The organism is Allobosea sp. Root483D1 (assembly GCF_001429505.1).
GTDB lineage: Bacteria > Pseudomonadota > Alphaproteobacteria > Rhizobiales > Beijerinckiaceae > Allobosea.
In genome coordinates this window covers 183,005-203,687 of the sequence record NZ_LMJW01000020.1, presented here as the reverse complement: position 1 = coordinate 203,687, position 20,683 = coordinate 183,005, and the positions used below count along the sequence as shown (strand labels likewise).

Below are 20,683 nucleotides of genomic sequence, written 5' to 3'. Positions count from 1 at the left end.
GCTATGCGTTCGCCGGCTCGAGTGTAGAAGCCGGCGACTTTTCTCTGGCGGCACGATTGACGAGCTCTCGCAACCGTGCCGCAAAACGTCCGTCGACAACGCCCCATTCCGGCGCCTGGCTTGTCTGCAGCCTGCCGAGTTCGTCCAGGCGCCCGGCTGAGTCCAGGATGTCCTGTAGCGCGTGCTCGAAGCTCGCACGGTCCTCGACCTCGATAAGGCCGCTCGCTCCGACATAGTCGCCATAGCGATAACGGTAACAATCGTAGTTGATCACCGGAATGCCGAGCGCCAGTGCCCAACGGATCGTGGCTGAAATGCTGGCCACGTAGAGATCGCAAAGCGGCAGGAGCGTCTCTGTCGCGGCATCGGCCAACGGCACGCCGGCGCGGGCGAAGCTCCGAACCTCTTCGACCTTGGTCCGCGGGTGTTTCACCGCAAGGATATTCGCTCGCGCGGCCAATGGCGCAAGCGCGTCAACCCAGCCCTGCAGCATCTCTTCGTAGGAATCGTATTCGAAGCCTTCAATCGACGGCGAGGTGAATTGATTCGGCGGGATAGCGACCAGAACGAGCGGGCGGTCGTCTCTCAGGCCGAGTGGTGTCAACAGCTCCTCGCGTAAGGCCGCGCGATCTCGGTTGGCTTCGAAAAGGACGTCGTCCACCGGGCTGCCCAGCGTCTCCAGCTGCTCTGGTGGAAAGCCGAGCACTTCATAGCACTCTGCGATCCTCGGTGAATCGACAGCGATCTTGTAAGCTTGGCCATAGTTCAGCAACCAAGGCTTGCGCGTAGCCAAGCCGACGGTCTCATAGAGAATGATGTCGGTGGCAGGAAGCCTCAACCGGTCGTGCCCCTGGTAATTGAAAATCCAGCCGGGCCTGAGTTGACGAATCAGCCATCCGACAAAGCCACTGGCCAGGTGCCGTGGATCGCAAGCATAGTAATGGGCCGCCTCGATCGGGTTGGGAATGGTCGTCGGCAAAATGACATAATCCAGCCCGGCGCGCTTGGCGGCCAAAGCCACCTGGCGCGAATTGTTCCCGATATTGTCTTCGAACATCACCACGCAATCGGCGCCGAGCGTCAGCAATTCGCTCTTGTGCCGCGCGAGGCGCGCACGCTCGGTTCCAATACCTACCACCAACAAGGTAAAAGCCGTCAAGTTGGTAGAACCTGATTGCCATAGCTGCGCGATCGGCGATGGCTTCTTCTCCAGAACGGCGGATTTATCCAGCCCCGCATCAGCTGCGGTCGCTCCCACAGCCCCGCGTCTCGCTTCCCTTCTTCTGCGCAAACCGAGACTGAACAGGGCCCGCCAACCGTAAACTTCGATAAAGCGGACGATGCTGCGAAGGCGCCTGCCTCTGGCACGCCTCCCCCGCAGCGCGGATGCGAAAGATATGAACCGGATGAGCCGACGGCGGGAAGGAGGCCGTTTGGATTGGCAAGGCCCCGTGGGACAGCTCGCAGGCAGCAGTTCCACAGGTTCACCAGATGCTGAAAGCCGCACCCAGCTGCTGGCCTTGTCCAACTCGGGAACGATGACGTCATAGCTGGTGCCGAGTTGTGTCGCGACACCCGCAGCCATCCGCCTTTCATGAGCGGACGCGCAGTGGATGTAAATCCGCATCACGACACCTCCAGCCTTTGAGTCGCGACCATCTGGGAATACAGGCCATCCAACTTGATCAATTCACTATGAGAACCTTGTTCCACGATTTGTCCTTTGGACAGCACGTAGATCATGTCAGCGTCCTGAACTGTCGCCAACCGATGCGCAACGATGATGACGGTGCAGCCGCTCCCACGTAGACGATTGACCGCCGATCTGATCGCCGCTTCAGTCAATGTATCGAGCTGACTGGTCGCTTCATCGAGGATGAGCAAACTGGGCTTCTTCAGGAACATGCGCGCAAGCGCAATTCGCTGACGCTCGCCGCCGGACAGGGAACCTCCGCCGCTGTCGATGATCGTATCGAACCCTTTCGGCAGGTTTTCGATGAACCCGCTGGCCGAGGCGGCCTGGGCTGCGGCCACGACCTCCGGAAACGTCGCCTCCGGGTCCGCGATCATGATGTTCTCCAGGATAGAACCGCGGAACAGCGGCGTTTCCTGGCTGACATATCCAACACGCGGCCAGAGCGTCTCGGCGGCGATGTCGTTCAGGGAGGCCTCGTTGATGAGGATCTCTCCACGCGTCGGCCGGTACAGGCGCATCAGCAGCCTGAGGATCGTCGACTTGCCGGCGCCGGAGTGACCGACGATGGCGACCATCCCGCCCCGGGGGACATTCAGGGAGAGATCGGAAACGATCAGCTCACCCTCTCCATAACCAAAGCCAACCCGGTCGAACGCTACCGACTCCGGCGGCGCGGACAGCCTGAAACCGTCCTGTGGCTCCTTGGCCCTGTCGAGCTTGGCCAGGAACCCATGCAGGCCTTCGACGGCCTCGACATTGCTAACGAAAATATTGCGCGCGATGTGAAACGTGGCCAATGGGCCCAGAACCCGCGAAAAGCCCACGAGAAAGATCACTAGAATCGCAAGTATTTCCTGGCCACTGACGCTACTGAAGAGGCTGGCGATCAGCACGATGGTGCAGACCAGCAATCCACCTACAGTCGAAAAAAAAGGATAACTCGCGGCCTGCAAGGCAAGGGATTTGATCTGAATCCGCTTCAATCTCAACATCGAAGCATTGAGTCTTTTGTAGAAAAATTCATGCGCAGAAGAGAATTTGATAAATTTAAAATTTTGTACAATCTCAGTATAGTAAGATGAGAACTCGATTTGCGAGCGCGTTAAATTCGTATTGATGTCAGCGGCCACACGCCGCGTAATCGATCTGAAAAATATCGAACATACAATAATAAAACTCATGATCGTTATGAGAACGATAGGCCTGACTGCCAACATCAGAAGCAACAGGATACAGATTGTAACGACGCTCGAAAAAGCCTGAGCCAAGAATCTGGCAGCAATCCCGACGCGAATCGGGAAACTGGAAGACATGTTGATCAGGTCGCCGATCGAAAGCTTGTCGATCGTATCGGCTTTGGCCGCCATGATCGAGCGCAAGCAGCGGCCTTGCAGCTCCTTCTCGATTTCGGTCGGAATGACATAAACGATGATATCCAGAAAATACTGGATCGCTCCTCGAGCCAGCACAATGACGCCCAGGATCAGAGCGATCCATTGCAGGCGTTGCGAGACCGTGAGCCCTTCGAACAGGGCTCCGAACTGCCCCAGCAAAGGGATGCTCGCGAAAAGGCTGTTGCTGGCCAGCGTGTCGACGAGCGGCACGACGAGCATGACAGTGAAGCCGTCCGTCAACGCATTGAAGACAGAGGCGACGACAAATGCCGCTATCAGCCCGACCCTGGCACGCGAGAGCTCAGCGACCATCCGCACGACGTTCCATGTCGTGTTGACGCGCATCATGGCTGCTTTGATCATAAAAATCGGCCCACCTTTGCCGCGCCTCACATCGAGACTGCTCTAGCAGCTTGATGCTGCAAGTGCGAGGAATCCGACCCCTCAAACGGCACTGCCGGGAGGAGCCCTCCCGGCAGCACGTGCTTGGCAAAATTCTGCTCCGGAGAGATGCCCTCTGCGCCTTAGCGCGAGAAGCACAACCCGGCATTGTCGTAGTAGTCATACCCTTCCGGGCAGACGGCGGATCCCCGTCGGTTGAAACGAGGCGGAACACCGTCGCGTGCTCTTCTGCGCTCTCCGTAGTAGCCGCCTCGATCTCCGTAATTACCACCGCGCCCTCGGCCATACTGACCCTGCGGCTTGCAGCGGCCACGATCATAGTCATAACCCTCGGGACACACCGCTGAACCGTTACGCCAGCGTGGCTGGATGAAGCCGATGTCGTCCTGGCGCCAGTACTGCGCAGATGCGGGCGTCACAGCCAGGATTGAAAAGGCGATCCATGTGAGCGGTACAATGAGACGACTTTGTTTCATCGGGTTCACCTTGGTCAGAGTACGGCAAGCTTACTGTCCGAGGTTGAACAGAGGCTGAACGATAGGAATGCTCGCAGGGCTGAGGATAGCCCCCTTCCTTCCATGTCACCATCTTCATCGCCCGGCCAGGATACTCAAGCTTGTGCCGGCGCGTTCGAGGCGACCGACTGCGTCGGAGTGACGATCGCGGCCCTGCGCCGGAGCCTGGAACTCCAGCCTGGACCAATCGCGCCAGAAGAGAAAGGCAAGGTGGAACGAGGCCTGGCATGCCGATTCGTGGCGCGCTCCAAACCATGTCGACGGAACCGGAAGCGGGCCGGTCTCCAGTTGCAACACCGGCCCCGCGCCCGGTGGGCCATAGGTCAGATGGTTGACCGGAAAGGCGAGCCGCCATCGCTCGGCGCCCTCGCGGTATTCGACGATACCGATCAGTGTTCCGCAGCGTCGAAGCAAGTCCGGCTGGATCTCCTCGCGGCCCAGCTTCTCCGCCCTGACCTGCCGGATATCGATTGCGAGCTGCTCGAACAGCGTCGCATTCTCGCTCTCGGTATCGTCGCAGCGCCCGTCCCTCGCATGGGTCCGAAAGATGACGTGCCGGTGTTGGGAAGCAAGGATCTGGTACGAGTATGCCGGGGATTTACCCAACGGGCCGTCGCCGGCGACGTTTCCGGCCATGACCATCGGGGCCAGCCCATACTCCTCGATACTGTTGCCGTCGGCATCCAGCTTCGCCGCGGTTGCGATGAGCCGCCATCCACCGGAATGGCCCGAGCGCGTCTTCCAGGTGAGCGATGACGAGCCGAAATCAGGGACGGTGGCCATCAGGCCGCGACCTCACGCTGAAGATCCGCGGATGATCGACCGGGGCGATCCGCCTCCTTGGCGACGTCGGCCAGTATGGCTCGCATCCGGGAATGCCAGCCGGCAGCGTAGAGAGCCTTTCCCAGCGACGAAAGCTCCGCCCGCTGGCCGTCCAGCTCTCCTCGTGACAGCCGCAGCAGCAAAGCAACCAAGTCGGAGCTGCTTTCGACATGCGGCACGAACTGCTCCAGCGTCGGATCGGACATCATGTCGCTCAAGCCGCCGCCACCGCCGGGGCGCGTCAGCGAGATCGCGAGACGCCCCATTCCGCAGGCTTCCAGCAACGCAAGTGAATTGCACGCAACGATCGCATCGGCCGATGCGATCAGCGGCAGCGGGTTGCCGCGAGAGCGGATGATCTTAAGCGTCGGCCAGACCCGATTGAGCGGGCCGTAGAATTCCTCGCCATCGGTCTCTTCCGGGTGAAGGACCAACTCGCAATCGAAATCTGCCAGGCGCACCGGCTCGCGGCAAAGGTTGAGCAGCAAGTCGCGCATGACAGCGTGGAACAGCGGCTGCGAGAAAAAGCGGACAGATGGCCGCTCGCGAGATGCGATCGGGCCAGCGGATGCGTTATCGATGGCCGCACAACCGGCAATCACGACATCCCGCGCGTCCCAGAAGCCCTTTGCGAGCATCAGGTCCCGGAAATGAGAGCCAAAAACGGCAACGCGGTTCGGAAGAGGCATCCGCTCCTTTGAAGGTCGTAGCGAAGCCGACCATCCGTAGTCCGGATCGTTGGCGCCGAAGACGCCGTGCTGAAGCTCCACGACGGGAATGCCGCATTCCTGCGCAGCTGCGATCTCGGGCATGCGGCCAGGGGCGTAAGTCATCAGAATGGTTTGGAACTGCGAAACTCGAAGGAAGCGGCGGAACAGGATTCGCCTGGCCTGGAAATTGGCGAGGATCAACGCGGCGCGGCCCAGGCCGACTGCAGGACCGCCCGGCTGCCTCCCCATCGCACGGACGAGCCGGTAGGCGGGTGGCAGCATCGCTGGCATAAGAACTTTCGCCAGCAACCGAGCGTGGGCGAGATAGCTGACTAGGCTGTCGCCCCCCGGCTTATCTTCGTCGATCCGCGGGAACGAGAGAAAGCGCGATTGTCCGGCCCAGTGCGTCGCGTTGAGGTTCCCGAAGAAAAAATCCGTTTCGGTACCGTCGTCGGCAGTAACCGCCTTGCGGACACCGACCAGCAGGATCGTCGAACGATCAGGCAACAGCGCCGGTCGCAAGGCCAGTCGGCAGTCGCGCACCACCGCTCCTAACTGCGCGGTAAAACGCTTGAGAATGCCGCCGGAAACGCCATTTGCCGGGGAAACGGCATTGGCCGAGACCACGGCGCGGGCGGCCAGGGTGATCTTCACTATTGGCCACGCCAGCCAGCGCCCGATCGCGATATGCTTGGCAGCCTCAAGATCGTCGACAGCATTGATCGATCGATACAGATCTGAAATTCCGACCATCTGCCTTCCAAAAGACCGCCCGCCAAGCCGACGGCATTCACTTTTGTCCTGTTCGACACTACAGCAATACCGCGATTGCGCGAACACGGACCGCAGGGAGTTGATGTTGAAAATCTCGATCATAGGCCTCGGACGCATGGGGCTGCGGCATGTGCAGGTCGCACGGAACCTCGGACTGGACATCGTCGGGCTGTGCGATGCCAACGAGCAGACGCTCGCCGGCGCGGCCGGCACGCTCGAGCTGCCGTCCGGCGTCTTCTATTCGGACGCTGGCGTCATGCTGTCGACGGCCCGTCCGGATTGCCTCGTGATCGCGACGACTGCCCCGTCGCATGCAGGCCTCGTCGAGCTCGCGGCTCGTTCGGGCGTCAGCATGATCCTGTGCGAGAAGCCGATGGCGGTCTCGCTGGAGGAATGCGACGCGATGATCGGGATTTGCCGCAGCGCGGGCATCCGGCTAGCGATCAACCACCAGATGCGCTTCATGGAGCAGTATCAGCTGCCCAAGCGCATGCTCGCGCAGCCGCGCTTCGGCGGGCTGACGAGCGTCGGCGTCCAGGCCGGGAACTTCGGTATCGCGATGAACGGAACCCATTATTTCGAGATGTTCCGATTCATGACCGATGAAAGCCCGATCCGGGTCAGCGCTCACTTCTCGAAAGAGGCCGTACCCAATCCGCGGGGTGCGCAGTTCAAGGATGCTGCGGGAACCGTGCGGATCGAGACCGAGAGCGGGCAGCGCTTCTATATGGATTGCTGGACGGACCAGGGCCACGGCGTCAATGCCGTCTACATGGCGCGTAACGGGCGCATCACGGTGGACGAGCTCGCGGGCGAACTCGTCGCGGTCGTACGCGAAGCGGAACATTCCGAGCTCCCGACGACGCGTTACGGCATGCCGGTCGAGACCGAGCGGCTCAGCATCACCCCGGCCGATGCAGTCGCGCCGAGCGCCGCGGTGCTCAGCGCGCTCATCGCGGGCGTGGATTATCCGACGGGCGAGGACGGCCGACTGGCGATGGAAGTCCTGATTGCCGCCCATCTCTCCCATGAGAATGGCGGCGCCGTGGTGTCCATCGGGCCCGAACTTCCCCGAACCCTCAAATTGCCGATCGCCTGAGGAGAACCAGCATGAAGGCAGCAGCCGAACACCGGGTGGCGATCATCGGTACCGGGGCGATGGCCCGTGAACATATCAAGGCGTTCCGCGACGTGCCCGGCGTCAGCGTCTGCGGCATCTATGGTCGAACCCGCCATAAGGCCGAAGCGCTGGCGGCGGAGTTCGGCATCGGCGTCGTTGCAGACTCGATCGAGGAACTCTATCGCGCCGCAGAGCCGGATCTGGTGCAGGTCTCCGTCTATGAGACCGGCATCAAATCGGTTCTCGATCAGGCACTCGCCTTCCCCTGGCGCATCCTAATGGAAAAGCCGATCGGGCTCGATCACGCCGAAGCCATCGACATCCTGCGGCAGGCCAAGAGCGCAGGCCGTCATGTCTACGCCGGACTGAACCGCAGAGCGATGTCGAGCACGGTCGCAGCCCTGTCGGATCTCGCGCAGAATCCCGAACCGCGCTTCATCCATGTCCAGGATCAGCAGTCGCTGGAAGTCGCCAGGACGATTGGCCATGCGCCCGAGGTGGTCGCGAACTGGATGTACGCCAACTCGATCCACCTCGTGGATTATCTGCTCGCCTTCGGACGCGGCGAGGTCACAGGAGTCGACGTCGTTCACCGTTGGAACGCAGATGATCCGGCTCTCGTTCTCGCCAAGGTGAGCTTCTCGAGCGGCGACATCGGCCTGTACGAGGCCCTCTGGGCCGCTCCTGGACCGTGGAGCTGCACGATCTCGACCCGAAGCCGCCGGTGGGAGCTGAAGCCGCTCGAGCGCGCTTCCTTCCAGGATGCCGGCACCCGCAAGCTCGTCCCGGTCGAGCCCGACGATTGGGACCAGAACTTCAAGCCGGGATTCCGCCGGCAGGCCGAATGGATGATCGCTGAAGCCGCGGGCCAGTCGACGCCGCTACCCAGCCTCGAAAGCGGTGTCAAGGCGATGCAGCTCGTTCGCGACATCTATCGCTAGAGCACTGGGTCGAACGCGGTCTCCACAGGCCGTGAATCCGATGTCCTGGAGCTGAATCCGGTCAGGTTGAATCACCTGATCGGATCACGCGTTCTCAATAGCATCGGACCGAAAAGTGGAATCCAGTTTTCGGAAGAAAACGGTGCGGTAACAATGTGATAGATCATCGTGACCGCGCCCGTTCGGACGCGCGGTGATCTAGGGCGTTTCCGGTTTAATCTGGATCGTAGCCAGCGGCTTTGAAGAAATTTGCGCATTCTTCGGGCGTGAAGAGGTCGATGACCGATCCGACGACGTCCCAGAGAGCCGGGATCGCTCTCTCGGCTCGGGCANGCGCCAGCTCGTTCGATGGCCTCGCGGACGCCCGCCGGCTTGTGGGCCGGCAGATTGTCCATGACGACGATGTCGCCGGGCCTAAGCTTCTTTGCGGCTCAACCGGCTTGTCTCGTCGCGATGGAAGCCTGTCCAGGCGCCCATTACTGGGGCTGCGAGATCGACAAGCTCGGCCACACCATCAACCCTATCGGCAACCAGACAAGCCATCATCTCGTTCAGCGTGATGTCTTTGCGCTTCGTGATCAGCCCCACGATGAAGGCCTCATGCGCATCCAGCCGCGAACCCCGCCGCCGACCCTGCAGTCGCGCGCTCGTCTCGCCAAGCCTGACTCGCGCACAAGCCAGCGGATCGCCGTCGATATTCCAACTCCGAACCGCGCCGCCGCATAACGGCCAAGCATCCCGGCTTCCGCCGAGGCGATCACTCGCTCGCGCAAATCCTGGCTGTAGGCGCGCGCCATCTCCGGCCTCCGTCGTCAGACGATGAAGGAATCGCACTGTTCGCCCGGCTTGGGAATCCCGCCGGAATCGGAAAAACGTGAAAACGCTCTAGCGCCCTTGCGCCAACTCCTTGGCGAGCCTGTTCGTAAAGATCTGCGCGGACTGCTGGTGCAGATGGGCGGCGTCCCGGTAGCTCGCCACGTCGCGCGCCATGTCCGGCGCCAGTGCCGCCCCGTCGAGGGAGCGCAGCCCCAGCTTCGTGGCAAACGCCGCCAAATGCCTGGAAAAGCCGGTAGCCTCGTCTTCGATCACGGCGAAGTCCTTGGCGACCGGCATCCGCAGCAACACGATGCGGATACCGGAGCGCGACAGATCCGCCACCAGCGCTTTCGCTTCCTCCCAGTACCGGTTGCCGTTCTGGTCGTAGTCGGGAAACACCGTGGCGCGGTAGTTGTTCACCACGGGCAGATATGCTCCGCTGTCGAAATCCGCGCTGTTCCAGGGCCGGATCATCACCAGCCCGAGGAAGCCGCGATCGAACCTGGCCGTGTAGTAGCGGGCATCGACCTGCTGGGGCTTCCTGCTCTGCCCCGATGTCCAGAACCTACCCCATGCCTCGAGCGTATCGGGCCAGGCGTCGCGTCGGGTCAGGAGGTGGCCAAAATCACTCAGCAAACGCCTGTAGTGAGGATCGCCGCTGCGAAAGACGACGGCGAAGCCGGCGCCGACCTCATTCTCAAAGCGCTGCCGCCAACTGGTGACCTTGTCGCGGAACGACGAGCCGCGGACCAGACCGCGCTTGGCCTGCGCCGCCGCGACGATCTGGTCACCTCTCGTCACCATGTCGCGCGTCAGGTCGGCCGGCGAGATGCAGATCACGATCTGCTTGGGAGCCAGATCGAGCGTACGCACCAGTTTCAGGCCCGCGATGAACGAGCTTCCCGAAAACGTCAGATTGTAGCTGCCCGGTTCGAGCCAGGCGGGGTCGACTCCGTATTCGCATTGCGAGTTGCCGACGATGAGGGTCGAGATCGGCCGCCCCTGCGCTAGGTAGTCTAGCGCCCAGTCGAGCTTCTGGGCGTCGTTGGCGGGATAGGTGAAGCGGGCCTTTTCGCCGAACGAGCGCTCGATCGTCCTGATCATGGACTCGGCCGGGCCCAGCAGCGCCGCCAATCCGAGCAGGCCCGCGGGCCAGAACCCCGTTCTAGAACTGAAAATAGATGAAAGCATTTCCAGCTCCAGCGCCCAACACGGTAAGCGCGAGCATCCCGCCCGCCAGAAGACCACGCAACCACATTGCCTCGATTGCCCGCAATCTCAGCGCATGGAAACTCCAGAGCGTCGCCAGATAGAGGCCGCCGAGATAGACGTAGATCGCGCGATCCTGCAGGAGCGGCGAAACGGATGTGCCGGTCGGCACGACCAGCCGGTGAAGTACCAGGAAGGCCTGGTCCAACCCGTTCTGCGCCCTAAAGAATATCCATGCGAAACAGACCGCGTGGAACGTCAGGATGATCAAAACGAGCCGGGCCGCCGGGCCGAGCGGGCGTCGCAGTCCGAGCCGGTCGGCGAGCGCCACGAGGCGCCTTTCGGCGATGAGGTACAGCCCGTGGATGCCGCCCCATAGCACGAAGGTCCAGCTTGCGCCGTGCCACAAGCCACCGAGCAGCATCGTGATCATCAGGTTGCGTGCCGTCCGGCCGCTTCCGTTCCTGTTCCCGCCGAGGGAAATGTAGAGATAGTCCCGCAGCCATTGCGACAACGAGATGTGCCAGCGCGTCCAGAAATCGCGGAGGCCGATCGCGGCATAGGGATTGTTGAAATTTTCGGGGATGCGGAAGCCAAACAGCATTGCGAGGCCGATCGCCATGTTCGAATACCCCGCAAAATCGAAATAGATTTGGAAGGCGAAGCCATAGACCGCCAGAGCGGCGTCGGCGGAGCCGTAGGACGCGGGCGCCTTGAAGACGGCATCGACGAGCGGAGCAATATTGTCCGCCATCACCGTCTTCTGGAAGAGCCCCAGGACCAGAAGAAAGGCCGCCTGCTCGAGCCCGACGACACGATGATGGGCCAAAGCCTTGATCTGGGGGATGAATTCTGCGGCCCGCAGGATCGGTCCAGCCACGAGTTGTGGAAAGAAGCTGACGAAAAGAGCGTAGTCCAGAATATTGGTCTCTGCTTTGATATGACGCCTGTACACGTCGACGACATAACCGATCGACTGAAAGGTATAGAATGAAAGACCCAAGGGAAGAATAATTCCCCCAGAACGATATTCAAACCCGGACAACCCCAATTCAGACATGACGAGGTTGAGGTTGCTGATCAGAAACTCGCCATATTTGAACGATCCCAGCAAAGCCAGATTGAAAGTGATGCTCAATATCAGCAGGAAGCGGCGAGCAGCGGCGCTGTTCACACTGTCCATCCGCTTGGCGACGCTGAAATCCAATAGGGTCGTACCGGCGAGAAGCAGAAGATAAGGCGGATTCCACGCCCCGTAGAAGATATAGCTCGCGACGATCAGCAGGATGCGACGAACTTTATAAATCCGCGTCGTATAAAATAAAACCACTGCAAGGGCCATGAATGCCAAAAATTCAAAAGAATTAAATAGCACTATATTTCTCGCGCCAAGTCTGACAAGTCACGCTCAACGGTATTCGATCAGGATCGAGATGCTGAGGTTAATCTGAAGCGTGCCAATTCGAGGTCGTCAGCGTCATCGATATCGACGGACCGATCGCGCGGCATGACATAGCCCTGCGCGCCCTCGAAGAATCCGCCCCCGGACAGGATCGCCTCCGCGTCCGCAATGTAGATTGCGCCATTGGGCATGTAGCGCTGTGGGCTATCCTGTCGGCGGTTGGCGACCGCATCGGCTCCGAACGCAGGGGACAGTCCGCCGTCGGGCGCAAGATCGAAGATCCAGCTCGGCTGAAACTTCACGGCACAGACGCTCACGACAGGCCTGCGGCCAGCGCCGTCGCTGAAAAGCCGGTGGGCTCGTGCAATATCGTTCGCGTCTCGCAAAGGGCTCGTGGGCTGGAGCAGGATGATGGTCGCAATCTTCCCGCCAGATGCATCTTGCAAGGCTTGGATCGCATGCCTGACGACATCGAGCGAGTTTGCCTTGTCCGTCGCGAGTGCAGGCGGACGTAAGAATGGGACGGACGCGCCACCATCGACCGCGGCCTGTGCAATCGCCGCATCATCGGTCGAGACGATGACCTGGCCACAGACGCCGCTGTCGACCGCGGCTGCGATGGTCCAATGGATCAGCGGTCGACCGCCGAAGTCGATGATATTCTTGCCGGGCAATCCCTTCGAACCGCCGCGCGCCGGAATGACGGTTAAGGTCGTCATCCGCCGAACACCTGATCGAACTCGGTCCGGGCCCGTTCGAGGTCGGCGACCCTGCCGATATCCAGCCAGTACTCACGGACCGGGAACGCCAGGGTTTCCCGGCCCGAGGTGCGCGCAGCCTCGAACAGGTCTGGCATGTCGCAGTAGCCGCCCGGCAACAGGTCCATCATCTCAGGCTCCAGCGAATAAATGCCCGCCGAGACGAAGCACGATCTCACCGGCTTTTCGACGATTCCCATGAGCCGGGGTCCATCGATCTCGACCACGCCATACGGCACCTGGAAAGAATATTCGCGCACGCACATGGTTGCCGCAGCCTTGTGCTCGCGATGGAAGATCAGCAGGTTTCGGAAATCGATCGCAGTCAAAAGATCACCGTTCATCACGATCATCGAGCCGGTCGGACGCGCCGGGAGCAGCGAGAGAGCCCCGGCAGTGCCAAGAGCCTCCGCCTCGTGCAGGTATTCGATCGACACGCCAAGACGAGATCCATCACCGAAATGCGCGCGGAACATCTCAGCCTTGTAGTTCAGCGACAGGAAGAAGCGCTGGAATCCCTGGTCGATGAAGTTGCCGATGATGGTTTCGATCAAGGGCTTGCCGCCGACCGAAAGCAGCGGCTTAGGGGTGGAGGCCGTCAGGGGCATCAGGCGCGTGCCCTTGCCGCCCGCCATCAAGACCACCCAGGTATCCTGGGCATTGAGCTTCACGAGGTCGTCCAGCAGCTCGAGCCCGACCAAGCGTCCGGCGCCGTCCACCACGGGCATGTGATGGATCTCCAGGCGCCGCATCAGCCGGTAGGCCGCTTCCTTGCCTTCCTCCACCCGTATCGTTCGCGGCTTGGTCTGAAGCACGCTCGCAACGGGTCCATGGAGGTCGATACCCCGAAGCAGCCCGCGCCTGATGTCGCCATCGGTGACGGTACCCAGCAGGACGCCCTCGGCATCGACGACGAGGGCGATCTGTATGGCTCCCCGTTCGATCGTCTGGATCACATCGAGGACGGCGCTGTCGAGACCAACGGTCACTTTTTTGAAGTCGGCCATCGTCCTACCTGCTTATGATTCTGGCTGGCACACCGGCTACCGTCGCGCCAGACTCGACATTGCGTATGACTACCGCCCCAGCGGCCACGACGACATCGTCGCCGAGCACGATCCCCTGGATGACGGTTGCTCCTACCCCGATATGACTGCCATTTCCAACCTCGATTCCACCCGAGAGCACGGCGCGAGGGGCGACATGACCATGCTCGCCGATGATGGTGTCGTGCTCAACGATGGCGCCGGTGTTGACGATGGAGTTGGCAGCGATCCGCACGCCGGCCTGGACCACGGCCGCAGCGAGTACCTGGACCCCCTCGCCAAGTTCCGCCGATGGAGAAACCAAAGCGGTTGGATCGACGAGAGTCTCGAAGCTGAACCCCGCGCTCTTGAACCGCGAGAATAGATCCTGCCTGCGCCGCGTGCGGCCGATCGAGCCCAGGCCATTGACCAGTCTCACGGTACTGGGCTCGAATGCACGGAGTGCATCATCGTCGCCTAGATAGGGCACCGAGTCACCCCAGCGTGGCGGCTCCGGGCCAACCAGACCGACAACCTCGATATCCAGTCGTCGCAACGTGTCCAGAACGACCCTTGCGTGGCCGCCTCCTCCGAGGATGACGACCGGCTTTCTCATCGCTCGATCGGCTCGTCGGTCTTGTAGTCCCGCCCGACCCTGCTCCCGATGAGCTCCCAGATCAGCATCGGCGAAAGCCCATTGCCTGGGCGTTTGACGTCGAGGTCGTCGGCGCTCAGGGTCACCCCGGCAGCGATATCCCTGGCGGCCACAATGCTCTTGCGCGCCACTGACAAGTTTCGCCGCTCGGTCGGCGTCGGCGCCTTGGTCCGCTCGCCCAGGGCCATCTCGACATTGCGGATGGCGCGGACCATGGCGGTCAATTCCGACGGCTCGAGCGAGGCGATGTGGTCCGGCCCCGGCAAGGTCTTGTCCAGCGTGAAATGCTTCTCGATGACGCTCGCGCCCCGGGCGGCGGCGGCGACGCTGATCTCGAACCCGTCGGTGTGGTCCGAATAGCCCGTGCTCAGTCCGAATGCGTCCCGCAGGGTATCCATCGCACGCAAATTCACCTCGCCCAGCGGAGCCGGGTACTCGGTCGTGCAGTGTAGGAGCGTGACCTTCTCGGCGACGACACGCCTGGCCGCGGCATCGCCGAGTGCCTCCAGCAACAGCTCGTGGGTTGGAGCCCCTTGCGTTGTCACATAGCCGAAGCACAGCACCGCCAGCGCCTGCTCTATGTCGCCCAGCGTCGCCATTCCGGTGGACAGGATCAGAGGCTTGCCGCTGCGAGCGACCTCGAGCAGGAGCGGCCCGTTGGTGATCTCGCCCGAACCCAGCTTGACCCGCTTCAGATCGCAGTGATCCAGCAGGAATCGAAGGCTCTCGATATCGAAAGGCGACGACAGGAACTCGATGCCGTTCGCGGCGCAGTGTTCAGATATGCTCCGGTGCGCGGTGTCGCTAAGCTCGAGCCGGCGCAGCATGGCGAATTGCGTCTCGGTATTACCCGTGTTCGCGACTTGATAGGCTGCCTTGGCAGCGTCCTTGCGGACCAGTTTTGCGGCCGTGAACGACTGAAACTTGACGATATCGGAACCTGCCTGAGCCGCAGCTTCGATCAGGCTCAATGCCAGGTCCAGAGACCCGTTATGATTGACGCCTGCTTCTGCGATGATCAGCGTTGGCGACATTAAAACTCTCCTGGCAAGTCGTGAAACCGCTTCACGAGCAGTTCTGTCGGCTCCCGGATGTCCGCCAGTATTCCAGCAATGCGCGCTCCCGTCGCTCCATCGCCGTAAGGGTTTACCACACCCTTGCAATCGAGAGCGAAGGCGCGCTGGATCGCGGCCGAGATCGCGCTCCGTTCACAGGCGCAGTCGATGACCGATCGCGCCTTGAGCCTGCCATCCTGACGCATCCCGATGTTGACCGTTGGAATGGTGAAAGAAGGCGCTTCGTAGAGACCGCTCGAGGAGTTGCCGACCACGGCATCGACATATCGCATCGCGCTGTAATAGCGCTTCTGACCGAGCGACGGCACGAAGACCGCATTCTCGCGAGACGCGGCGAACGTCTTCATCATCCGCGTCAACGTGGCGCCTTCGACGTCGATATTGCTGCCGGTGCAGATGAGGCCGACATCGGCCGTGAGGTCTTCCAGCGCACCCAGGAGCTGTTGCATTTGGCCGGCGCTGTCGCCGGTTGCGGTCTCCGGATGGAAGGTCAAGAGCAGATTGCGCCTGCGCGGGTCGAGGCCGATCGACTCGAACAGCTCCGCTCGCGTCAGCCGCGGTGTCGTCAGGATGTTGTCGATGCCGGGACTACCGACGACGTGGACATGCGCCGGGTCCTCGCCCAGTTGCCTTATCCGGCGAGCTGAATCGGCGTTCGTCGCGAAATGGACATGGGACAGCTTCGTCAGAGCGTGGCGGATCGAATCGTCGACAGCGCCCGTCGTGACATCTCCGCCGGCGATATGGGCCACCGGCAGCCTCGCCAGCAGTGCGGCGGCGGCGGCGGCAAGGATTTCATAGCGATCGCCGAGCACCAGCAGGATGTCCGGCTTCAACGCAGCGAAGGCTTCGGCGAACCCGATCAATCCCCGCCCCATGCCTTTGGTGACATCGAGGGGACCGTCACGCTCGATGTCCAGCGGGACGATGCGATCGACCTTGAATCCGTCCACTTCGATCGACGCGATGGTCTCGCCCGAGCCACTTACGAGATGCTGGCCGGTTGCGATGACCTGCAACCGGAGCCTGTCCTCCCGCGCGATCGCAGCCATGGGAGAGGACAGCAATCCATAGTCCGCGCGGCTTCCCGTAACGACGCAGATCTTTCGGAACGACGAGGCGAAGGTCGGCTCAGAGACCATCGGCCAGGACAGCGCTGGACGGGATGTTGATCAGCCTGGCTGCGATCCTCTCGGCGCTCGCGACATCCATGCGCGGGTTGTCGCAATACATCGGCAAGCGGTGCATGAGCTCCCAGCACGGACGCGTCATCAGCCCAGCTTCGTTGCTCAGCCGCAAAACCTCGTCGCGCAGCGAGACATGATCGTCATCGAGCATGATGGCGTTCAGCCAGAAGTTGGAGCGCGCGTAGCCGGGCTCCTGGACAAAGCTGCAGCCTTCCACCGACCCAAATCTCTGCCGGTAGGCTTCAGCCAGGCGCCGTTTGGCCGACAGGAAGCCGTCGAGCTGCTCGAGCTGCGCGCACCCCAACGCCGCATTGATGTTCGGCAACCGGTAATTGAAGCCGATCTCGTCGTGCAGGAAAGCCCATTGATGCGGCTTCTTGGCCGTCGTGGTCAGGTGCTTGACACGGCGGGCCAACTCGGGATCGTCGGTCAGGACCGCGCCGCCGCCGCCCGTCGTCACGACCTTGTTGCCGTTGAAGCTCAGCGTCGCGATCGGCGCGAGCGATCCGGTCGGCTTGCCCTTGTAGAGGCTCCCAAGGGACTCCGTTGCGTCCTCGACCACGAGGATTCCCCAGTCGCGGGCAAGCTCGGTGAGCGGCTCCATGTCGACCGGATGCCCGAAGGTGTGCATCGGAGCGATCGCGGCGATCCGGCGACCTGTCAGAGTGTTCACAACCCCTGCATCGGTCCTCTGCGCAATCTTCGAGAGATGCTCGGCCAGCTTGGCCGGGGCGATGCCCAGGCTGATCTCGTCGCTGTCGACGAAATGCGGGATAGCGCCGGCGTGGCTTGCAGCGTTGGCCGTCGCGACGAAGGTCAGGGTCGGCATCAGGATTTCGTCGCCCGCCTTTACACCGGCGGCGAGGAACGCCATGTGCAGCGCAGCGGTCCCGTTGACCACGGCGACGGCATGTTGGACCCCGCATGTCCGCGCCAGGTCCCGTTCGAACCGGTCGACATACTGGCCGACCGACGAGACCCATCCCGTATCGAGACAGTCCTTCACATAGTCCCATTCCTTGCCTGCGAAGCGCGGCTCATGCAGCGCGACGCGCTGATTGCCCGGCGCGGCGACATCACGGATGGCGTCGATGATTGCGGTGAGGTTCATGGAGCGGCCAGATCTTGCTTCGTCAAATATTGTACTGTGTGTGCCGGTACCGAGCCAGATTCTCCGGCTTTGTAAACCAGTCAACGGTCTTCGCCATCCCGCGCTTGAAGCCTTCCACGCCGCCATAGATGGGCGACCAGTTCATGGTCTTCTTCGCCTTCTCGATGCCGGCATAGAGCCGCTCGACCTCGCTGGCTTCGGGGCGCAACCGGGTTTCGTCCGTTTGGATATCGATGTCGGCGCCCATGACCTCGGCGATCAGCTTCGCAGTATCGCCGATGGAGATCTCGAAGCCGCTGCCGACATTGACGACCTGGCCCACCGCGCTGTCGTCGCGCGCCGCAGCGATGAAGCCGCGCACGGTGTCTTCGACGAAGGAGAAGTCCCGGGTGGGGTGAAGCGCGCCGAGCTTGATCGAGCGCTGCCCCGCCGCGATCTGGGTGATGATCGTCGGGATGACCGCCCTCGTCGACTGGCGCGGCCCATAGGTGTTGAAGGGACGCAGCACGACGACGGGAGTGTTGAAGGCGGCATGGAACGACAGCGCGATCTGGTCGGCGCCAATCTTCGACGCTGAATAGGGCGACTGTCCCTGGAGTGGATGCTCTTCCGTGATCGGGACGAAGCGGGCGGTTCCGTAGACTTCGCTCGTGGAGGTAGCAACGACGCGCCGAACGCCGAGATCCCGTGCCGCCTGGACGACGTTCAGTGTCCCCTTGATGTTCGTGTCAACGTAGGTGTCGGGCGAGTGGTAGGAGAACGGGATCGAGATCAGTGCCGCGAGATGCAGGACAATGTCGCAGCCGCGCATCGCATCCCGCACGCCGTTGGGATCGCGGATATCGCCGAAGAAAAATTCGATCCGATTGCGAACTGCTTCGTCGGCAGTGTCGAGCCAACCGGCAGAGCTGAAAGAATTATACAGGGCAAACGCCCGGACGCTGCATCCGGCCCGAACGAGGGTTTCCACAAGATGAGACCCGATAAAGCCATCGGATCCGGTCACGAGGATCTTTGCGTCACGCAGTTGGCCTAAATCCAGATCCATCGTCCCTGTCCCTGATAATCGCTGACGGCGCCTCGGCAGAGCAGCGCATAGTGCTTATGACGAACGCAGGCAAGGCGAACTCCCGCCGAGCCGGAGCGCCACAAGTTAGCTCGTCACTCCGCTCCGCGCGCCCCACATACCGAGATTGACGATCCGCCAAAGAGTGAAGTCGAGCGGACGCGCACCATCGAGCATCTCCTTGGCCAATGACCTTACGCCTTTAGCGTTCATCAGCTCCGGATAGAGTGCGAGCGTCTTCTCGATCCCCTCTTCGACCAGACCGCGCAACGGCCCGCGGAACCAGATCTGCTCGGGCGTCGCGAAGCCGAGCTTGTCGCGCCGCTCGCGAACGGCCTCGGGTAGAATGCCCTTCATCCCACGGCGCAAGACGCGCTTGGTGTCGCCGCCAACGATCTTGTGGTCGTTGCCAAGCGCCAGACTGAACTCGACCAGCGGGTGATCGAGAAAAGGCACGCGCGCCTCGATCGAATGCGCCATCGAGTTGCGGTCCTCCCAATGCAGCAGCATGGCGAGGTTGGAGCCATAGGCCAGCGTCATGCACAGCGACCTGATATCGGTCGCGGCCGGCAGGCCGAGCACATCGTTGGCGAGTTCGGTCGCGGTGCGAGGATTGCCCCGCTGCCGCAACATCTCGGTGCCGAGCCAGTCATGCCGGCTCAACGCCCGGTGCTGGCGGCGCAGCATACCGGCCAGCCCCAGCGGCAGCAACGGCACGAGATGAGTGCGGATCTGCTCGTAGATCGAGGTTCCGTGGTAGCGATTGCGCTCGACCATGGTGCGCAGCAGCCGGCCGAACTGCCCGCGTCGGGTCAGATCTGCCATGTAATAGGCGAAGCCGCCATGGTAGCCGGCGAGTTGCTCGTCGGCTCCCTGCCCGTCCAGCATGACCTTGACGCCGACGCGATGTGCCTCCTCGAATACGCACCATTGCGCGAAGATCGAGGTCGAGCCGAAGGGCTCGTCCTGATGCCAGGTGATGTCGGAAGCGCGCTGGAACACGTCGTCCGCCCTGGGGAAGACGAAATGCGGCTCGGTGTGCGCATGCGCCACCACCGCGTCCATGAACGGCTTCTCATCCACGCTCTTTTCGGCATAGCAGGCCGAAACCGTGTTGACCTTCGCGCCGCCCGCAGTCGACCCCATCATGTTCGACATCAGGCAGACGATCGAAGAGGAATCGAGGCCGCCCGACAGACAGGAGCCGACAGGCACGTCGGAACGCAGATGCAGCCGGACGGCTTCGGTCAACAGGTCGCGGAAGCGCTCGGCCGCCTCGCCTTCCGACAGCGACAGCTCCCCGGCTGCCGGCGGATACCAGCGCCTCACCGCGACATCGACGGGACCAGAGCGGCTGGCATCGACCAGGGCGCATTCGCCGCCGCGAATCTGCGTCACGCCCTCGTACATCGTCTCGGACGTGTGGTCGGAGACACCGGAGGCGAGGAAATCATGCACGCGGGCGACATTCATCCGGCCGCTCATCCCGGGCAGGCCGAGCAACTGCTTGATCTCCGAGGCGAAGGCCGAGCCGCGCGGCGTCGCAAACAGATAGAGCGGCTTGATGCCGTAGCGATCGCGTGCTGCAAACAGCGTCTTGTCGCGGGCGTCCCATATCAGGAAGGCGAACATGCCGCGCAGGCGCGGCAGGGCGTCGGCACCCCAGAGCATATAGGCGCGCAGCAGCACCTCGGAATCGGATTCGCTGACGAAGACCTCGCCCTTCGCCCGCATCTCGTCGCGGAGCTCGATGTAATTGTAGATCTCGCCGTTGAAGACGAGGTGATAGCGCTCCGAAACATCCGGCATCGGCTGCAGGCCGGCATCGGAGACGTCGATGATGGCGAGTCGGCGATGGCCGAGCGCCACCGGGCCGGCGGAGCTGGCATAGGTCTGCCAGCCGCGTCCGTCGGGGCCACGGTGCGCGACGATATCGATGCGCGCCGGATCAGGCTCGAAGCCGATTGAAGCAAACAGACCGCACATGAGCGAAGGTTCCTATCA

At 62.0% G+C, this 20,683-nt stretch carries 16 protein-coding genes and 3 pseudogenes; 3 read left to right on the top strand and 16 right to left on the bottom strand.

The window, feature by feature from the left end; genetic code table 11:
• Position 1: 1 nt before the first annotated feature.
• From ASE66_RS19575 to ASE66_RS19560, 4 genes are all read right to left on the bottom strand, one after another.
• Positions 2-1,258, bottom strand: a complete 1,257-nt coding sequence (locus tag ASE66_RS19575; RefSeq protein WP_156412247.1) for a hypothetical protein — start codon at positions 1,256-1,258, stop codon at positions 2-4.
• A gap of 368 nt (positions 1,259-1,626) precedes the next feature.
• Positions 1,627-3,453: an ABC transporter ATP-binding protein gene (locus ASE66_RS19570; RefSeq protein WP_082613588.1), complete on the bottom strand. Its 1,827-nt coding sequence runs from the start codon at positions 3,451-3,453 to the stop codon at positions 1,627-1,629.
• Positions 3,454-4,082: 629 nt separating this feature from the next.
• Entirely contained in the window at positions 4,083-4,790 is a 708-nt protein-coding gene (locus ASE66_RS19565) for a hypothetical protein (protein ID WP_057191388.1), read from the bottom strand.
• On the bottom strand, positions 4,790-6,292 hold the full coding sequence (locus tag ASE66_RS19560; protein ID WP_057191387.1) for a hypothetical protein: 1,503 nt from the start codon (positions 6,290-6,292) through the stop codon (positions 4,790-4,792). The genes ASE66_RS19565 and ASE66_RS19560 overlap by 1 nt, the downstream gene beginning before the upstream one ends.
• On the opposite strand from ASE66_RS19560, the gene ASE66_RS19555 reads away from it, so the two are divergent.
• Positions 6,258-7,412 (top strand): Gfo/Idh/MocA family protein, encoded by a 1,155-nt coding sequence (locus ASE66_RS19555; protein ID WP_200964621.1) that lies wholly within the window; start codon positions 6,258-6,260, stop codon positions 7,410-7,412. The two genes, ASE66_RS19560 and ASE66_RS19555, sit on opposite strands and share 35 nt — an antisense overlap.
• A gap of 11 nt (positions 7,413-7,423) precedes the next feature.
• Positions 7,424-8,374 (top strand): Gfo/Idh/MocA family protein, encoded by a 951-nt coding sequence (locus tag ASE66_RS19550; protein WP_082613587.1) that lies wholly within the window; start codon positions 7,424-7,426, stop codon positions 8,372-8,374.
• Positions 8,375-8,588: 214 nt separating this feature from the next.
• Here the strand turns inward: ASE66_RS19550 and ASE66_RS33295 are convergent.
• A pseudogene (locus ASE66_RS33295) lies at positions 8,589-8,706 on the bottom strand (IS630 family transposase); the annotation flags it as partial.
• Between the two features lie 82 nt (positions 8,707-8,788).
• Between ASE66_RS33295 and ASE66_RS33995 the strand changes: the two are divergent.
• Positions 8,789-8,899: pseudogene (locus ASE66_RS33995) on the top strand (IS110 family transposase); the annotation flags it as partial.
• An 18-nt stretch (positions 8,900-8,917) separates the two neighbouring features.
• On the opposite strand, the pseudogene ASE66_RS33285 reads toward ASE66_RS33995, so the two are convergent.
• The 11 genes and pseudogenes from ASE66_RS33285 to asnB form a co-directional block, all read right to left on the bottom strand.
• Positions 8,918-9,171: pseudogene (locus tag ASE66_RS33285) on the bottom strand (IS630 transposase-related protein); the annotation flags it as partial.
• A gap of 88 nt (positions 9,172-9,259) precedes the next feature.
• Entirely contained in the window at positions 9,260-10,381 is a 1,122-nt protein-coding gene (locus ASE66_RS19540; protein WP_156412246.1) for a hypothetical protein, read from the bottom strand.
• Positions 10,356-11,741 carry an MBOAT family O-acyltransferase gene (locus tag ASE66_RS19535; RefSeq protein WP_057191383.1) on the bottom strand — a complete coding sequence of 462 codons (1,386 nt, stop codon included), beginning with the start codon at positions 11,739-11,741 and terminating at the stop codon, positions 10,356-10,358. Before ASE66_RS19535 ends, ASE66_RS19540 begins: the two co-directional genes overlap by 26 nt.
• An 80-nt stretch (positions 11,742-11,821) precedes the next feature.
• Positions 11,822-12,520 (bottom strand): cytidylyltransferase domain-containing protein, encoded by a 699-nt coding sequence (locus tag ASE66_RS19530; protein ID WP_057191382.1) that lies wholly within the window; start codon positions 12,518-12,520, stop codon positions 11,822-11,824.
• Positions 12,517-13,566 (bottom strand): nucleotidyltransferase family protein, encoded by a 1,050-nt coding sequence (locus ASE66_RS19525; protein ID WP_057191381.1) that lies wholly within the window; start codon positions 13,564-13,566, stop codon positions 12,517-12,519. The genes ASE66_RS19530 and ASE66_RS19525 overlap by 4 nt, the downstream gene beginning before the upstream one ends.
• A 4-nt stretch (positions 13,567-13,570) precedes the next feature.
• Positions 13,571-14,200: an acetyltransferase gene (locus ASE66_RS19520; RefSeq protein WP_057191380.1), complete on the bottom strand. Its 630-nt coding sequence runs from the start codon at positions 14,198-14,200 to the stop codon at positions 13,571-13,573.
• The gene (gene neuB / locus ASE66_RS19515) at positions 14,197-15,273 is read right to left on the bottom strand and encodes an N-acetylneuraminate synthase (RefSeq protein WP_057191379.1); all 1,077 of its coding nucleotides are present in this window, start codon (positions 15,271-15,273) and stop codon (positions 14,197-14,199) included. Before neuB ends, ASE66_RS19520 begins: the two co-directional genes overlap by 4 nt.
• A complete protein-coding gene (neuC, locus tag ASE66_RS19510; RefSeq protein WP_057191378.1) occupies positions 15,273-16,457 on the bottom strand; it encodes a UDP-N-acetylglucosamine 2-epimerase in 1,185 nt (394 codons plus the stop codon). Before neuC ends, neuB begins: the two co-directional genes overlap by 1 nt.
• Positions 16,447-17,739, bottom strand: a complete 1,293-nt coding sequence (locus ASE66_RS19505; protein WP_244494990.1) for a LegC family aminotransferase — start codon at positions 17,737-17,739, stop codon at positions 16,447-16,449. Before ASE66_RS19505 ends, neuC begins: the two co-directional genes overlap by 11 nt.
• A complete protein-coding gene (locus tag ASE66_RS19500; RefSeq protein ID WP_057191376.1) occupies positions 17,636-18,661 on the bottom strand; it encodes an NAD-dependent 4,6-dehydratase LegB in 1,026 nt (341 codons plus the stop codon). Before ASE66_RS19500 ends, ASE66_RS19505 begins: the two co-directional genes overlap by 104 nt.
• A 105-nt stretch (positions 18,662-18,766) precedes the next feature.
• Positions 18,767-20,665: an asparagine synthase (glutamine-hydrolyzing) gene (gene asnB, locus ASE66_RS19495; RefSeq protein WP_057191375.1), complete on the bottom strand. Its 1,899-nt coding sequence runs from the start codon at positions 20,663-20,665 to the stop codon at positions 18,767-18,769.
• Positions 20,666-20,683: the final 18 nt, after the last annotated feature.

Excerpts from the sequence above, each read along its gene's own strand:
- ASE66_RS19570 (WP_082613588.1), bottom strand. The coding sequence starts at position 3,453 with ATGATCAAAGCAGCCATGATGCGCGTCAACACGACATGGAACGTCGTG.
- ASE66_RS19565 (WP_057191388.1), bottom strand. The coding sequence starts at position 4,790 with ATGGCCACCGTCCCTGATTTCGGCTCGTCATCGCTCACCTGGAAGACG.
- ASE66_RS19560 (WP_057191387.1), bottom strand. The coding sequence starts at position 6,292 with ATGGTCGGAATTTCAGATCTGTATCGATCGATCAATGCTGTCGACGAT.
- ASE66_RS19550 (WP_082613587.1), top strand. The coding sequence starts at position 7,424 with ATGAAGGCAGCAGCCGAACACCGGGTGGCGATCATCGGTACCGGGGCG.
- ASE66_RS19540 (WP_156412246.1), bottom strand. The coding sequence starts at position 10,381 with ATGCTTTCATCTATTTTCAGTTCTAGAACGGGGTTCTGGCCCGCGGGC.
- ASE66_RS19535 (WP_057191383.1), bottom strand. The coding sequence starts at position 11,741 with ATGGCCCTTGCAGTGGTTTTATTTTATACGACGCGGATTTATAAAGTT.
- ASE66_RS19530 (WP_057191382.1), bottom strand. The coding sequence starts at position 12,520 with ATGACGACCTTAACCGTCATTCCGGCGCGCGGCGGTTCGAAGGGATTG.
- ASE66_RS19525 (WP_057191381.1), bottom strand. The coding sequence starts at position 13,566 with ATGGCCGACTTCAAAAAAGTGACCGTTGGTCTCGACAGCGCCGTCCTC.
- ASE66_RS19520 (WP_057191380.1), bottom strand. The coding sequence starts at position 14,200 with ATGAGAAAGCCGGTCGTCATCCTCGGAGGAGGCGGCCACGCAAGGGTC.
- neuB (WP_057191379.1), bottom strand. The coding sequence starts at position 15,273 with ATGTCGCCAACGCTGATCATCGCAGAAGCAGGCGTCAATCATAACGGG.
- neuC (WP_057191378.1), bottom strand. The coding sequence starts at position 16,457 with ATGGTCTCTGAGCCGACCTTCGCCTCGTCGTTCCGAAAGATCTGCGTC.
- ASE66_RS19505 (WP_244494990.1), bottom strand. The coding sequence starts at position 17,739 with ATGGCGGCGTGGAAGGCTTCAAGCGCGGGATGGCGAAGACCGTTGACT.
- ASE66_RS19500 (WP_057191376.1), bottom strand. The coding sequence starts at position 18,661 with ATGGATCTGGATTTAGGCCAACTGCGTGACGCAAAGATCCTCGTGACC.
- asnB (WP_057191375.1), bottom strand. The coding sequence starts at position 20,665 with ATGTGCGGTCTGTTTGCTTCAATCGGCTTCGAGCCTGATCCGGCGCGC.